This is a genomic window from Massilia sp. R2A-15 (genome assembly GCF_030704305.1).
Lineage (GTDB): Bacteria > Pseudomonadota > Gammaproteobacteria > Burkholderiales > Burkholderiaceae_D > JAFCUW01.
Map to the genome: position 1 here is coordinate 2,540,258 of NZ_CP131935.1, position 14,116 is coordinate 2,554,373.

Here is a 14,116-nt window from a genome sequence, read left to right on the forward strand (position 1 = left end):
TAGGTAACCGTCGAGCGCACGCGCCCGATTCATTTGCACTTTTCAGTCTAGGCAACCATCTCCACGATTGCAGAAAAAAACCAAGCATACGACCTGGAACGAATTCGTTCGGTGCGGAAACGGACATAGCATGCCATCCCGCGCTCCTTTTTCGACCACGAAGAAATGGCTGCGTTCATTTCCTGGCCACCGCTCAGGCGGCCTGGCGATCGAAGAAGAAGCGCAACATCTGCTCGCTGGCGTCGGGGCCGTTGGCGTCGGTGTAGCTGCCGCGCCGGCTGCCGCCGGACCAGGCGTGGCCGGCGCCGTGCACGGTCCAATGCTCGGCAAAGATGTCGCCCGTTGCGCTGCGATGGATGTCGCGGGTGAAAGTGCGCCCGGTGGCTTCGCCGACCTCTTGCGCGTGCGTCTGCGCGGCCGTCGCGGACTGCAGCGATTGCCGCACGATACGGCCGCCATTCCTGGGATGCACAGTCGAATCGAGGTCGCCGTGAAAGACGATGATCGGCACGCCGTCGGCGGCCGCCATGCCGTCGAGCGCATCGACGTCGGCGCCGTGGCGCATCGCCCGCATCGCGCCGAAGCGGTCGGTGGCGGCGCCGTGCGCCAGGCCGGAGTGGCAGCCGACAGCGGTGAACAGGTCCGGATAGGTGCGGCCGAGGATCACCGCCATCGAACCGCCGGACGACAGGCCGGCGACGAACACCTTGCCGGTGTCGACCGCGTATTCGGAGATGATCTTTCGTGCGACGCCGGCGATCAGCGCCGGCTCGCCTTGGCCGCGATGGTGGTTCGCTTTCTCGAACCAGTTCCAGCACTTCGCGCCGTTGGCGCCGCAGGATTGTTCGGGGTAAGCGACCAGGCAATGGTATTTTTCCGCCAGCGCGTTCATGCCGGTGCCGCAGGCAAAGTCGTCAGCATCCTGGCCGCAGCCGTGCAACATGACGATCAGCGGCGTCGGCGAACCGTCGTAGCCGCTGGGGATAAACAATTTATACCGAAGCGATCCGAAGTCCGCGGCAAAGCGGTCTGAGACGAAATCGCCGGGACCGGGCTCCGGCAGCGGGGCCAGCAGCGAAATACCGAATCGGATGGGGGCCGAGTCCCACGGAGAAGTGCAAGCCAGGCTGGTCCAGGCGTCGAGCATAGGGTTCAACATTTGATAACTCCGCTAAAGAAACTGTATGGAAGTCTCCAATGTTCTTTTAGGGAAGTATCGCCCACCACGACTGCGTTAATTGTCGGGAAGCGTGCCGAGCCGACGTAGGACAGTTACCCTGCGAGGCAATTCGACGCCCCGAATGCTGCTCCGCATGGCAAGATAGACACCATTGCGAGGTACGGGCCAGCCTCCGTACCAGAAGTGTGCGTAGTTTGACTACTCGACCAACACCTTTCTGGCGAACCGGAAGCCAAAGGCCTCCGATTGGGGTGGCAAGCATGTTTTTTGATTCGGAATTGCCGCAGAAGGTGGAACACCGCGCGCTGGTTACTGATCTGCTCGCGCTAAACGCGCAGCCGCCGCCGCCTCGCTCGGGCGCTCTTGCGCAAGACGGAGCTTCTCCAAAAAAGCAGGAAGGTGGAAAGCTTCCAGTTCGGTTCGCACCTGCGTGCAAATCCGAGCGATTTCGGCATTGACATGGGGCGAGCTGGTCGCCGCCGCAATCATATCGACCGCGGAGACTGTTCGGATAACCATTCGTGCTAAATTTGGTTCAAAGTATTTAGCGAGAAGCGCATCTTCGGTGTCGCCGAAAACAAATGCCATTCTTCCACCGTCGAGTGACGTGGCCGGGTATGTCGACTCGTTCGCCTCATCAAGTATTTTGAGTATGTTGTCTCTTGCCGCGCCCAATAGAATGACCTTTTCGCCCAAGGTGCGCAACATCAGTACTCGACGGACATGGACCGCAGGGTACGCGAGCGCGCAGACACCGAGCGTGCCCCAAAATATCTTCACGGCATCCGATTTGGCCGACGGCCCTATTAATGCAAAGATCGGGACGATGCCTTCGTTCCATATGAACGATCCTCCACGGTATAAGCCCCAATAAATCACCAAATACCCGCTGAAAACATACAAAAGCAAATAGCTCAACATCCAAAGTATAACTACTCGCTCTCCTGTCGATAATTTCCTGCCTTTTTTCTTGGAAGTTTCCATAATCGTGTCGGCCCTTCTTCGGAGTTGGGAGTGCGAGCGCCAGAGCGGATTTGATAGCGAAACAGGCGCAAACTTTAACCCGCCTCAGCGAAAAAATATTGTTCCTCGTCATGATTTTGGGGATCAGTTGCGCGCTTTCACGCATAAAAAAACCGGGACGCGGCCCGGTGTTTTTGGTTCTGCTCTTAGGGTCTGACCCGGCAGGGTCAGACCCAGGTGTGCCGGCGTAGCTCAGGTCGTGACGTTCTGCGCCCACGCCAGCGCCGACAGGTGCGCCTTGTTCACTTCCAGCGGGCTGATCCCCAGCGACTTGGCCAGCCCCGCGACCAGGTGCGAGTTGAGCTCGCACGCCTCCGCCAGCGCCAGGTACGGACCGTACATGCCGCCGCGCGTGAGCAGCGCGCGCACCACTTCGTCCGGCAGCTGAATCGTATCCAGCACTTCTTTCATCGGCAAACCGAGCAGGCGATCGAGCAGCGAAAACATCCCCGCCACGAACAGGTTCTCGCCCTCCCCGCGCGGCAGGAATTTGGCGCCCAACAGCTCGGCCAGCCGGCCGCGCACCACCGCCGTCTCCATCAGCACCGGCGAGTAGCCGCTCTTGCTGGCGGTCGCCAGCAGCAGGGTCAGCCACCGGTACAGCGGCGCATAACCGAGCAGGCTGATCGCCTGGCGCAGCGACTGGATCTCGCGCCCGCTGCCGAAGCCGGCCGAGTTGATGAAGCGCAGCAGCTTGTACGACAGCGCCGGATCGCGTTTCAAAACGCCTTCGATCTTGGGGATGTCTTCGTTGGCCGTGACCATCTGCATCAGCTGCAGGATGATCTGCTGCGCCGGGTTCATGCCCTTGACCGGATTGCCCGGCCGCGGCGTCAGGTGCAGCTTGCCGACGAAAGCGTCGAGCCCGAGCGCGGCGCAGGCGTCGAAGTCGCTCCAGGTGTTCACCGGCCGCCCCACCATGCGCACGGTCGACTGCTTGACCGCCGCATATGCGCGCGCCTGCGTCGCCACGTCGGCCCCGGAAAACTTCACTTCGATATACGACGCGTTCTGCCCGAGGTTTTTGCCGAGGTGCCCCAGGTCGCCGCGCACCGAGATGCCGACCCCGCCCGCGCGCAAGCCGCGCACCGCGGCCAGCGTATCCGGATCGGCCATGTCGGCCGCCTTCATGGTCAGCACCGTGCGCTCCGGCGGCATCGAGTGCAAGGCGTCGGTCGACAGCATCGGCGGCACCGCGTCGAGGAACAGCACCTTGTCGCGCAGCAGCCAGCCGCGCTCTTCGTCGTTGACGTTTTCCGCCACGAAGGCGACCAGCGCCTCGAGCGCCTCGTCGGTAATCGGCTGGTCGTCGTCGTGCTTCCACGACAGCTCGTAACCGATCACCCGCTGCTTCGGATCGAGCAGCGGTTCGCGCACTATGAAATTAGTTTGATGCATGGGGAGATCGCTTCGGCGTTGCTGCCGCGGGGAGAAAAATCAGAAGCCCAGGCTGTCCAGCAGGTCGTCCACCTGGCCCTGGTCGGCCACTACTTCGCTGTTGCCGGCCGGGTTGATCTGCGGCCCGTTCATCAGGCTGTTGTCGAACTCGCGCCTGACTTCGGCCGGCGCAAAATCGACCAGCATCTGTACCAGCTGCTTTTCCAGGTTCTGCGCGATCGCCGTGACCTTGCCGATCACCTGCCCCGTCAAATCCTGGAAGTCCTGGGCCATCATGATGTCCATCAGGTAGGCCTTGGTGTCCACCGTGGCGCCGCGCGTCGCGTCGAGCGTCATGATGGTGCGCTCGGCCAGCGCGCGCCAGTCGGCGTCGGAAGTCTCCGGCGCGTCGAGCAGCTTGTCCCACGCCGCCGACAGTTGCTGGGCGTCGCTGTCGATGCGGTCCTGCAGCGGGCTGGCCGCGTCGGTCGCATTGAGCACCTTCTGGGCCGCCTGCTCGGACATGCGCGCCACGTAGTCGAGGCGGTCGCGCGCATCGGGAATGTCGCTGGCCGCTTTTTCGATCAGCTTGTCGAGGCCAAGTCCGCGCAGGCTGTCGTGCAGCGCGCGCGTCATGTGGCCGATGCGGCTCAACACTTCTTCGTGCGAATCGCCGCCTGCCGGCGCGGCGCTTGCCGTCGCGCCATCGGCGTTGTGCTCACCCATTTCAGGCTCCGGCTTTTTCGAGTTTTTCGAAAATCTTGTTGAGCTTTTCATCCAGCGTGGCGGCGGTGAACGGCTTGACCACGTAGCCGTTCGCGCCGGCCTGGGCCGCTGCAATGATGTTTTCCTTCTTCGCCTCGGCCGTCACCATCAGCACCGGCAGCTTGGCCAGCGCGGGGTCGGCACGGATGTTCTGCAGCATCGTCAGGCCGTCCATGTTCGGCATGTTCCAGTCGGAGACCACGAAGTCGAAGGACTCGCTGCGCAGCTTGGCCAATGCCATCACGCCGTCTTCGGCTTCGTCGACGTTTGCGTATCCCAGTTCCTTCAACAGATTCCGGACGATGCGCCGCATCGTGGAGAAGTCGTCAACAACTAAAAAGCGCATTTTTGGATCAGCCATGAATTACTCCGTTGATTCTTTACTCTGGTTATCGGCACACTTCTTCACACGGAGAAGCAGCCTGAAGGATAGCATTTTTGTTGCCGTACGGCGATAAAACTCACAAGGAATGCTGATATATCCGGTCAAACGCGCAACGCGCGTCCGCCTTGCGTTGCTAAATGGTTCAACACTTTGCCGGGCAGCTCGGTCAGCGGCCCCACTTCATGGGTGGCGCCCACCGCGATCGCTTCGCGCGGCATGCCGAACACGACACAGGAAGCTTCATCCTGCGCAAAATTATACGCCCCTGCATTCTTCATCTCGAGCATCCCGAGCGCGCCGTCCTTGCCCATGCCGGTCAGGATCACGCCGACCGCGTTCTTGCCGGCAGCAAGCGCCGCCGAGCGGAACAGCACGTCGACCGAGGGCCGGTGCCGGTTGACCGGGTCGTTCTGGTCGATCCGCGTCATGTAGTTGGCGCCCGAGCGCACCAGCGTCAGGTGCGAGTGGCCCGGCGCGATGTAGGCGTGGCCCGGCAGCACGCGCTCGTCGCCGGCCGCTTCGCGCACGCTGATCTTGCACAGCGCGTCGAGGCGCCGCGCGAACGAGCTGGTAAAGCCTTCCGGCATGTGCTGGGCGATCAGGATGCCGGGGCAGTCCGACGGCATCTGCGTGAGGAATTCGCGGATCGCCTCGGTGCCGCCGGTGGAGGCGCCGATGATGATCAGCTTCTCCGACGAGGTCAAAGGATTGCGCAACTGCGGCAGCGCTTCGCCGGGCTTCGCCTGCGCCAGCGTGCGGGCCTTGACGCGCGCGCGCGCGGCGGCGCGGATCTTGTCGGAGATCAGCTCGGTGTACTCGCGCATGCCGCTCTGGATCGAGATTTTCGGCTTCGTCACGAAGTCCACCGCGCCCAGTTCCAGCGCGCGCATGGTGATCTCGGAGCCGCGCTCGGTCAGCGAGGACACCATCAGCACCGGCATCGGGCGCAGGCGCATCAGCTTTTCGAGGAAATCGAGGCCGTCCATCTTGGGCATCTCGACGTCGAGGGTGAGCACGTCCGGGTTGGTCAGCTTGATCAGCTCGCGCGCGACCAGCGGGTCCGGGGCGACGCCCACCACTTCCATGTCCGGCTGGCTGGAAATGATCTCTTTCATCACGCTGCGGATCAGCGCCGAATCGTCCACGATCAGTACTTTGATCTTCATGGGCATAGCCTTTACATTCAAAACAGGTCGATCTCGCCGCCGACGGGCGCGACCTTGAGGCGGCCGGCGTATTCCTGCTCGCGCCGCACCAGCGTGTCGTTATGAGTCTGCATCAGTTTCTTGACCAGCACCTTGCCCGTGCGCGGAAAGAAATACACCTTGCGCGGGTAAATGTCGTTCAAATCCTCGGCCAGCACCCGGATCTTTTCCATCTTCAGGTAGTTCATCACGAAGGAGGCATTGCGCTCGCCCACGTTGATCGCGGTGAAGCCCTTGAGCACGGCGCCGCCGCCGAACACCTTCGCTTCCAGGTTCTCGCGCCGCGCGCCGGACTTGAGCAGTTCGTTGATCAGCACCTCCATCGCGTAGGTGCCGTAGCGCATCGAGGCAGACACCGGACTGTTGGCGTCGCTGCCGCCGCCGTCCGGCAGCATGAAGTGGTTCATGCCGCCCAGGCCGGTGACCCGGTCGCGGATGCAGGCCGACACGCAGGAACCGAGCACCGTCACGATCAGCATGTCCTTGCCGGTGTGATAATACTCGCCAGGCAGGATCTTGGCCGCATCGCAATCGAACGTCCGGTCGTAATAGACGTTGGTGGCAAATTGTTCTTTTGAATCCATGATTGCTTCTTTCGTGCCGGCTAAATGGCGCCGGCACGGCCTTGTTCGAGTTCGTACACCGTCTTGCCGCGCAGCTTGAGCGCGTCCGAGACGTACAGAAAGTTCTCCGAGTGGCCGGCAAACAGCAAGGCGTGCGGCTTCATCAGCGGTACAAAGCGCGCCAGGATCTTCTTCTGGGTCGCCTTGTCGAAATAGATCATCACGTTGCGGCAGAAGATCACGTCGAACTGGCCCGACACCGGCCAGCTGTCGGCCAGCAGGTTGAGCTGCTTGAACGTGACGAGCTGGCGCAGTTCCGGGCGCACGCGCACCAGGCCCTCCTGCTCTCCTTTGCCGCGCAGGAAAAAGCGCTTGGCGCGTTCGGCCGGCATCTTCTCCAAGCGCTCGATGCCGTACACGCCCTTCGCGCCCACCGCCAGCACATTGGTGTCGATGTCGGTGGCGATAATCTGCACCGGCGGGCTCAATGTGTTGAACGCCTCGCAGCAGGTCATGGCGATCGAATACGGTTCCTCGCCGGTCGAACTGGCCGAGCACCAGATCGTGATCGGGCCGGGCGGCAGGCGCTTCAAGTGCTCGGCCAGCAGCGGGAAGTGGTGGGCTTCGCGGAAGAACGAGGTCAGGTTGGTGGTCAGCGCATTGGTAAACGACTCCCACTCGTCGCCCAGCCGGCCGGCCTCCAGTTCGTCGAGGTAGGTCGCGAACGAGACCAGGCCGGTCGCCCGCAGGCGCCGCGCGATGCGGCTGTAGACCATTTCCTGCTTGCTGTCGGCCAGCGAAATGCCGGCCCGCTTGTAGATCAGCGCACGGACCCTTTCAAAATCACCCTTGGTGAAATTGAATTCCTTGGCGGACTCTACTTTATTTTGCAACACGGTGCTTCACCTTCCAGGTCATGCCAATCGAGCCGCGGTTCTCACCGCCTGTCGTTCCTGCGAAGGCAGGAACCCATGCTGAGTTCGCATCAACAGGAAACGATCTGTCCCGCCGGCTCGGTATGGGTTCCTGCCTCCGCAGGAACGACAAACACTACTTACGCGGCGATCTTCTCGATCAGCCCCATCTCGCCCGACGACATCAGCTTGTCGATGTCGACCAGGATCAGCATGCGCTCGTCAACCGTGCCCAGGCCGATCAGGTAGTCCGAATTGAACGCGGTGCCCATTTCCGGCGCCGGCTTGACCTGGTCCGGGCTCAGGGTCGTCACGTCCGACACGCTGTCGACCACCATGCCCATGATGCGCCCGCCGATGTTGAGGATGATGACGACCGTGAACTGATCGTACACCGGGGTGCCCAGGTTGAACTTGATGCGCATGTCCACCACCGGGATGATGATGCCGCGCAGGTTGATCACGCCCTTGATGAACTCGGGCGCGTTGGCGATGCGGGTGACCGCTTCGTAGCCGCGGATTTCCTGCACCTTCAGGATATCGATGCCGTATTCCTCGGAGCCGAGGGTGAAGGCAAGGAACTCGCTGCCGGCGCCGTCGCTGGTGTCGGCCTTGTTGGTGGTGGATGTCATCGACATGGTGGTTTCCTATCTGGTGTAGTGCAAAAAAAACGTTGATGAAGTGAGACTGATTAAGAGAACACGGCGTCGTCGGCTACCTGGCGCGACGAGCGCATCAGCGCCGCCACGTCGAGGATCAGCGACACGCCGCCGTCGCCGAGAATGGTGGCGCCGGAAATCCCGGTCACCTTGCGGTAATTCGATTCGAGGTTCTTGACCACGACCTGCTGCTGGCCCACCAGTTCGTCGACGAACAGCGCGGCCTTGCGCCCGTCCGATTCGAGGATGACGACGATGCCGTCGCTCGGCTCGGTGAAGCGCGGGGTGATCTCGAACATCTGGTGCAGCGGCACCAGCGGCAAGTACTCGCCGCGCACCTTGAGCACGCGGCCGCGGTTGGCGATATCCTTGATGTCTTCCTGCGCCGGCTGCAGCGACTCGACCACGAAGCCGAGCGGCAGGATGTAGACTTCGTCGCCGCAGCGGATCGACATGCCGTCCAGGATCGCCAGCGTCAGCGGCAGCGAAATCGACATCGTCGTGCCGAAGCCGCGCGCCGAACGGATGTCGACCGTGCCGCCCATCGCCGCGATGTTGCGCTTGACGACATCCATGCCCACGCCGCGGCCCGACACGTCGGTCACGGTTTCCGCGGTCGAGAAGCCCGGCGCGAAAATCAGCTGCCAGACGTCGGCGTCGCTCATGTTGTCGGTCACCGGGATGCCGTTCTGCTGCGCTTTTTCCAGGATGCGCTCGCGATTGAGGCCGCCGCCGTCGTCCGACACTTCGATGACGATGTTGCCGCCCTGGTGGGCCGCCGACAGGAACAGGCGGCCGGTCTCGGTCTTGCCGGCGGCGACGCGCGCGGCCGGCATCTCGATGCCGTGGTCGATCGAATTGCGCACCAGGTGCGTGAGCGGATCGACGATGCGCTCGATCAGGCCCTTGTCCAGTTCCGTCGCGGCGCCGCTGGTGATGAAATCGACCTTCTTGCCAAGCTTGGCGGCCAGGTCGCGCACCATGCGCGGGAAGCGCGAGAACACGAAGTCCATCGGCATCATCCGGATCGACATCACCGCTTCCTGCAGGTCGCGCGTGTTGCGGGTCAGCTGGCTGACGCTGTTTAACAGGCGCTCGTGCACCATCGGGTCGAGGCCGTCGCTGCGCTGCTCGATCATGGCCTGGGTGATCACCAGTTCGCCGATCAGGTTGATCAGCTGGTCGACCTTCTCGATCGACACGCGAATCGACGACGATTCGGCGCCCGGCGCCCCGCTCTTGTCGCTCCTGGCGGCGGCCTTCTTCTCGGCCGCCACTTCGCTGATCTCGAGCGCTTCGGGGCGCTGCAACGACGGCAGCGGCTTGGCTTCCTGCGGCGGCGCCGAGGCGGCCGCGTTGGCGCGGATCTGTTCGATCGGCTGGAAGAAGCCGTATCCGCGCTCGTCGTCGGACAGTTCCGGCTCCGGCGCCGCGTGGTCGTCGTCCGCATCGAGCGGGTCGAAGAAACCGTAGCCCAGTTCCTTCTCCACCTTGGCGCGTTCCGCGGCCTCGATCTTGCGCTGCTCCGGCGTCAGGGCCGGCGCTTCAAAAATTTTCAGGTCGTCCGGATTGAGCACGAAGGAGCAGATCGCAACGATGTCTTCCAGGCTCTCGTGGGTGGTCAGGATCAGCGCGTGGCGTCCGCCTTCGATCGGCGCGACCGTAATGCGGCCCAGCAGGCCAAGTTCGGCGGCCAGCGCGTTGACGTCGCGCTGCTCGCACACGGGCAGCTCGACCTTGTAGCGGCGCCCGCCCGGCGCGGTGTTGGCCTTCGCCTCGGTCTGCACGAAGGCCGGCGCGACCGCGGCCGCAACCAGCGGCACCACGTCCTGCGACAGTTCCTGCAGCATCATGCGCACGTCGGCGACGGCGTCCTGGTCGACCGCCGCGCCGTTGCGGTGGCCGTCCAGCTGCATCTTCAGGATGTCCTTGGCGGCCAGGAAGGCGTCGACGTGTTCGGCGGTGAGCGCCATCTCGCCCTTGCGGATGCGGTCGAGCAGCGATTCGAGGATGTGGGTGACCTCGGACATGTCGTTCAGGCCGAACGTCGAGGCGCCGCCCTTGATCGAATGGGCGGTGCGGAAGATCGCGTTCAGGTGCTCGGCGTCCGGCGCGTCGATATCGACGGCCAGCAGCAGGCGCTCTTTTTCGGCCAGCAGTTCTTCGGCTTCATCGAAGAAGACCTGGAAGAACTGGCTGATGTCGATGGTCATGGTGAAACTCCGTGAATCCCTTGATGCGTCATGCTCTACCCCGGCCCTTAGCCGATGACCTTCTTCACCACTTCGATCAGGCGCTGCGGATCGAAGGGCTTGACCAGCCAGCCGTTGGCGCCGGCCGCGCGGCCCTTGGACTTCATCTCGTCGGACGATTCGGTGGTGAGCATCAGGATCGGCGTCTTCTGGTACGCCGGCAGGCCGCGCAGCAGCTTGATCAGCTCCAGGCCATCCATGCGCGGCATGTTCTGGTCGGTCAGCACCAGATCGACCGCCTGCAGCCTGGCTTTCTCGAGCCCGTCCTGGCCGTCGACCGCCTCGACCACCTGGTAGCCGGCGGCCTTCAAACTGAACGCCACCATCTGGCGCAATGAGCTCGAATCGTCGACTGCGAGAATTGTTTTGGCCATTTTCTGCTCCTGCTTTTTTATGTCTGGTTAGTGTGAATGGTGGGGGCGGCTTAAAACAGCTCGATGTCGCCGCTTTCGAGATGCTGCTGCTCGACCGACTTGCGCAGTACGCTGCGCAGTTCGAGCGACTGGATCGCCAGCGCCATGCTGACCTGCCCGAGCAGTTCGACCAGCTCGTCGCTGCCGGTTTCGGCCTGGATGCGCGAACCGTGCTCGCCCACCGTGCCGAGGAAGGCGCGCAGCCCGGTGACCCGTTTCAGGGTGCGGTCGATCAGCTGGCTCGTCATGTCCTGGAACTGCATGCTGGTGATCGCGCTGTTGACGTGGATGCCGACTTCGCCGGACATGCCCTTCATGCGCGCGATCTCGTCCTCGCTCGGGGTGCCGCCGGCCAGCATCAGGTTGATGCTGTCCTGGCGCGCGCCGACCGTCTTGTGGATCGCCATGAAGCTGCGCGTGAGCTTTTCCACCGCTTCTTCGAGCAGCAGGTCGGTCTGCACCAGGTCGGTCTCGACTTCGGTCAGGTGGCGCCTTCCGTGTGCGGACACGCCCGACAGCAGGCGCTTGACGTGCGATCCGAGGATTTTCTGGCGATGGGTCATTTGGCCGCCGCTGGTGCTGTCGGCGCGGGCGCGGACTCGGACTCGGACGGCGCCTGCTGCGACGCGTTGTCGCGCATGACCATGTCTTCGGTTTTCTTGTTCATTACGATGATGCTGATGCGCCGATTGATCGGATTGAAGGGATCTTTGCGGTCCAGGTTGGCCGCCGAGGCCAGGCCGACGACGCGCAGGATCTTGTTTTCGGCCATGCCGCCGATGATCAGCTCGCGCCGCGACGCGTTGGCGCGCTCGGTCGACAGTTCCCAGTTGCTGTAGCCGACGTCCGACAGGTAGGGAGTCGAATCGGTGTGGCCCGACAGGCCGATGCGGTTCGGTACCTCGTTGAGGACGATGCCGATGACGTGCAGGATATCGCGCGTGTACGGCTGCAGTTCGGCCCTGGCCAGCGCGAACATCGGCCGGTTCTGCTCGTCGACGATCTGAATCCGCAGGCCTTCGCTGGTCAGGTCGAGCAGCAGCTGGTTCTTGTACTTCTTGAGCAGCGGATTGGCCTCGATGGTCGCCTCGATCCTGGCCTTGAGCTGCTTGAGGCGCAGGCCTTCCTCGCGTTCGAGCGCTTCCTTGGCCGCCTTCAGGTCGTAGGTCTTCTTGGTCGCCGGGATCTCGCCCTTCTTGATCTGGCCGTCGCGCCGGGTCAGGTCGCGTCCGCCGGCCTGGATCACCGACGAGCTGTCGCCCGAACCCGAACCGCCCGACATCGCCACCTTCAGAGGCGTTTTGAAATAGTCCGAGATGCCGTTCAGGTCGCCCTTGGTGGTCGAGCCGAGCAGCCACATCAGCAGGAAGAAGGCCATCATCGCCGTCACGAAGTCGGCGTAGGCGATCTTCCACGCGCCGCCATGATGGCCGCCCGCGGTCTTCTTGATGCGCTTGACGATAATCGGCCTCAAGCCCTCATCGGCCATGGTCGCTCCGGTGGTGAGTATTAATTGCAGCCATCGCGATTACTTTGCTTTTGCTTTCTTGATATGGTCTTCCAGCTCGCTGAAGGTCGGGCGCTCGGTCGAGTACAGCACCTTGCGGCCGAATTCGACCGCCAGCGCCGGCGCATAGCCGTTCAGGCTGGCCAGCAGCGTCACTTTCACGCACTGGAACATCTTGGTGGACTCTTCCAGCTTCTGCTCGAGCAGGCTGGCCAGCGGGCCGACGAAGCCGTAGGCCAGCAAGATACCGAGGAAGGTGCCGACCAGCGCGTGCGCGATCAGGATGCCCAGCTCGGCCGGCGGAATGCCCACCGACTCCATCGTGTGCACCACGCCCATCACCGCGGCGACGATGCCGAAGGCCGGCAGGCCGTCGCCCAGCTTGGCGATGCAGTGGGCCGGCACGGCGCCTTCGTGGTGATGGGTCTCGATCTCGTTGTCCATCAGGTTTTCGATCTGGAACGCGTCCATGTTGCCCGACACCATCAGGCGCAGGTAATCGGTCATAAACTCGACGATGTGGTGGTCGGCCAGCACGCCCGGGTACTTGGAAAACACCGGGCTCTCCTCGGGCCGGTCGATATCGCCTTCGATCGACATCAGGCCTTCCTTGCGCACCTTGGACAGGACGTCGAACAGCAGCGACATCATCTCCATGTACAGTTCCTTGGTGTGGCGCGAGCCCTTGAACAGCGTCGGCAGGGCCGCCAGGGTGGCCTTGATCGCCTTGCCGTTGTTGCCAACAAGGAAAGCACCGACCGCCGCGCCACCGATCATCAGCAGCTCGAGCGGTTGGAACAGCGCCGCCAGATGGCCTTTGTTGAGCACGAATCCGCCGAACACGGAGGCGCAGACGACGATATATCCGATGATGACTAACAAGAGCGCTGACTCCCAAGGTGCGTCCGGCATGCGCCGGGGGTGTTCAAGTTGATAATATCGATGCCAAATATGGCAAGGGCGCCTGCATCAAAGCCGGCGCCCCACAAAATAATTGTTCTAGGGAACTACAATAGCGTGAGAAGGATTTCCCTGCAAGCAAAACCGCCCCGTTCTTAGAGGTATGTCGCCTAAAAGCGCCATCCATAAAGCAGCGGGCCGGGACCTCTGGGCAGAATGGTAAGGTCCGGGGTTTTTGCCTGGATGGCGAATTCATAACTGAGCAGCAAGGCGCCGGGCTGCATCTCGGCGCTTGCCTTGCGCCACAGCGCGGCCATCGCGGCCGGCGACAGGTAGGCGAACACCACGTCGTAGTCGGCAAAGTCGAGGTGCTCGTAGTCGCCGCGCACGAAATGCGCGTTGGGCCGGCCGATCGCGCGCAGACGGCTGGCAAGCCACGGCAGCGGCGCCAGTTCGATGCCGGAAAAGGTCGAGTCGGGACGGCGCCGCGCCAGGTCCAGCACCAGGCCGCCCAGGCCGCTGCCGATGTCGATCAGGTGGACCGGACGGTCTTGCGGCAGCAGCTTCGCCACTTCATCCCAGGCGCGCTGGCCCGACGGGTAGTATGGCACCTGGGTGCGGAAGGTCGACCAGTATACTAATAAGAGCAGCAGGAACGCGGCCAGGAAAAGCCAGGATGGCAGGTGCAGGCCGGCCCCGGCGACCAGCGCCAGCGGGAACACGAACTGGATCGCCAGCCACCACGGGGCAAGCTTGCGCCACCAGCTAAAGAGCGCGGCGATGGCGCCCTGGATCAGGGCCGCGGCGAGCAAGTCGACGGGGGAAAGCGCGACGGCGACTATATAAGAGAGGGGCAGCGCTGCGAACTGGATCAGCAACGCTCGGACGGCGGGAGTGCGGGTCACAGCCGGCGGCCCATGCAAAATGGGGTCAGGTCCGCAGGACCAGACCCCGCCTTGGTCGCCGCCGCATG

General features: G+C 62.9%; 15 protein-coding genes. All 15 read right to left on the reverse strand.

Annotation, left to right across the window (positions count from 1 at the left end):
• Positions 1-193: 193 nt before the first annotated feature.
• Positions 194-1,159 carry a PHB depolymerase family esterase gene (locus Q4S45_RS11665; RefSeq protein WP_305504305.1) on the reverse strand — a complete coding sequence of 322 codons (966 nt, stop codon included), beginning with the start codon at positions 1,157-1,159 and terminating at the stop codon, positions 194-196.
• A 330-nt stretch (positions 1,160-1,489) separates the two neighbouring features.
• A complete protein-coding gene (locus tag Q4S45_RS11670) occupies positions 1,490-2,164 on the reverse strand; it encodes a hypothetical protein (protein WP_305504307.1) in 675 nt (224 codons plus the stop codon).
• A gap of 231 nt (positions 2,165-2,395) precedes the next feature.
• The gene (locus tag Q4S45_RS11675) at positions 2,396-3,601 is read right to left on the reverse strand and encodes an EAL and HDOD domain-containing protein (RefSeq protein WP_305504309.1); all 1,206 of its coding nucleotides are present in this window, start codon (positions 3,599-3,601) and stop codon (positions 2,396-2,398) included.
• A gap of 39 nt (positions 3,602-3,640) precedes the next feature.
• Complete coding sequence (gene cheZ, locus Q4S45_RS11680; RefSeq protein WP_305504311.1) at positions 3,641-4,306, reverse strand: protein phosphatase CheZ; 666 nt, start codon at positions 4,304-4,306, stop codon at positions 3,641-3,643.
• 1 nt (position 4,307) lies between these two features.
• The gene (cheY, locus tag Q4S45_RS11685; protein ID WP_305504313.1) at positions 4,308-4,706 is read right to left on the reverse strand and encodes a chemotaxis response regulator CheY; all 399 of its coding nucleotides are present in this window, start codon (positions 4,704-4,706) and stop codon (positions 4,308-4,310) included.
• Between the two features lie 125 nt (positions 4,707-4,831).
• Positions 4,832-5,896 (reverse strand): chemotaxis response regulator protein-glutamate methylesterase, encoded by a 1,065-nt coding sequence (locus tag Q4S45_RS11690; RefSeq protein ID WP_305504315.1) that lies wholly within the window; start codon positions 5,894-5,896, stop codon positions 4,832-4,834.
• Between the two features lie 17 nt (positions 5,897-5,913).
• Complete coding sequence (cheD, locus tag Q4S45_RS11695; protein WP_305504317.1) at positions 5,914-6,519, reverse strand: chemoreceptor glutamine deamidase CheD; 606 nt, start codon at positions 6,517-6,519, stop codon at positions 5,914-5,916.
• Between the two features lie 20 nt (positions 6,520-6,539).
• Positions 6,540-7,394: a CheR family methyltransferase gene (locus Q4S45_RS11700; protein WP_305504319.1), complete on the reverse strand. Its 855-nt coding sequence runs from the start codon at positions 7,392-7,394 to the stop codon at positions 6,540-6,542.
• A gap of 158 nt (positions 7,395-7,552) precedes the next feature.
• Entirely contained in the window at positions 7,553-8,050 is a 498-nt protein-coding gene (locus tag Q4S45_RS11705) for a chemotaxis protein CheW (protein ID WP_305504322.1), read from the reverse strand.
• 53 nt (positions 8,051-8,103) lie between these two features.
• Complete coding sequence (cheA, locus tag Q4S45_RS11710) at positions 8,104-10,284, reverse strand: chemotaxis protein CheA (RefSeq protein ID WP_305504324.1); 2,181 nt, start codon at positions 10,282-10,284, stop codon at positions 8,104-8,106.
• Between the two features lie 47 nt (positions 10,285-10,331).
• Entirely contained in the window at positions 10,332-10,697 is a 366-nt protein-coding gene (locus Q4S45_RS11715) for a response regulator (RefSeq protein ID WP_305504326.1), read from the reverse strand.
• A gap of 50 nt (positions 10,698-10,747) precedes the next feature.
• On the reverse strand, positions 10,748-11,299 hold the full coding sequence (locus tag Q4S45_RS11720; protein ID WP_305504328.1) for a chemotaxis protein: 552 nt from the start codon (positions 11,297-11,299) through the stop codon (positions 10,748-10,750).
• Complete coding sequence (gene motB, locus Q4S45_RS11725; protein ID WP_305504330.1) at positions 11,296-12,225, reverse strand: flagellar motor protein MotB; 930 nt, start codon at positions 12,223-12,225, stop codon at positions 11,296-11,298. Before motB ends, Q4S45_RS11720 begins: the two co-directional genes overlap by 4 nt.
• A gap of 39 nt (positions 12,226-12,264) precedes the next feature.
• On the reverse strand, positions 12,265-13,125 hold the full coding sequence (gene motA / locus Q4S45_RS11730; RefSeq protein ID WP_305504332.1) for a flagellar motor stator protein MotA: 861 nt from the start codon (positions 13,123-13,125) through the stop codon (positions 12,265-12,267).
• A gap of 188 nt (positions 13,126-13,313) precedes the next feature.
• On the reverse strand, positions 13,314-14,048 hold the full coding sequence (locus Q4S45_RS11735; RefSeq protein WP_305504334.1) for a class I SAM-dependent methyltransferase: 735 nt from the start codon (positions 14,046-14,048) through the stop codon (positions 13,314-13,316).
• Positions 14,049-14,116 lie beyond the last annotated feature (68 nt).

What these genes read in the sequence shown, in the direction of transcription:
- Q4S45_RS11720 (WP_305504328.1), bottom strand. Translation starts at nt 11,299, where the DNA reads ATGACCCATCGCCAGAAAATCCTCGGATCGCACGTCAAGCGCCTGCTG.
- Q4S45_RS11705 (WP_305504322.1), bottom strand. Translation starts at nt 8,050, where the DNA reads ATGTCGATGACATCCACCACCAACAAGGCCGACACCAGCGACGGCGCC.
- motB (WP_305504330.1), bottom strand. Translation starts at nt 12,225, where the DNA reads ATGGCCGATGAGGGCTTGAGGCCGATTATCGTCAAGCGCATCAAGAAG.
- Q4S45_RS11665 (WP_305504305.1), bottom strand. Translation starts at nt 1,159, where the DNA reads ATGTTGAACCCTATGCTCGACGCCTGGACCAGCCTGGCTTGCACTTCT.
- Q4S45_RS11690 (WP_305504315.1), bottom strand. Translation starts at nt 5,896, where the DNA reads ATGAAGATCAAAGTACTGATCGTGGACGATTCGGCGCTGATCCGCAGC.
- Q4S45_RS11715 (WP_305504326.1), bottom strand. Translation starts at nt 10,697, where the DNA reads ATGGCCAAAACAATTCTCGCAGTCGACGATTCGAGCTCATTGCGCCAG.
- Q4S45_RS11670 (WP_305504307.1), bottom strand. Translation starts at nt 2,164, where the DNA reads ATGGAAACTTCCAAGAAAAAAGGCAGGAAATTATCGACAGGAGAGCGA.
- cheZ (WP_305504311.1), bottom strand. Translation starts at nt 4,306, where the DNA reads ATGGGTGAGCACAACGCCGATGGCGCGACGGCAAGCGCCGCGCCGGCA.
- cheY (WP_305504313.1), bottom strand. Translation starts at nt 4,706, where the DNA reads ATGGCTGATCCAAAAATGCGCTTTTTAGTTGTTGACGACTTCTCCACG.
- cheD (WP_305504317.1), bottom strand. Translation starts at nt 6,519, where the DNA reads ATGGATTCAAAAGAACAATTTGCCACCAACGTCTATTACGACCGGACG.
- Q4S45_RS11675 (WP_305504309.1), bottom strand. Translation starts at nt 3,601, where the DNA reads ATGCATCAAACTAATTTCATAGTGCGCGAACCGCTGCTCGATCCGAAG.
- cheA (WP_305504324.1), bottom strand. Translation starts at nt 10,284, where the DNA reads ATGACCATCGACATCAGCCAGTTCTTCCAGGTCTTCTTCGATGAAGCC.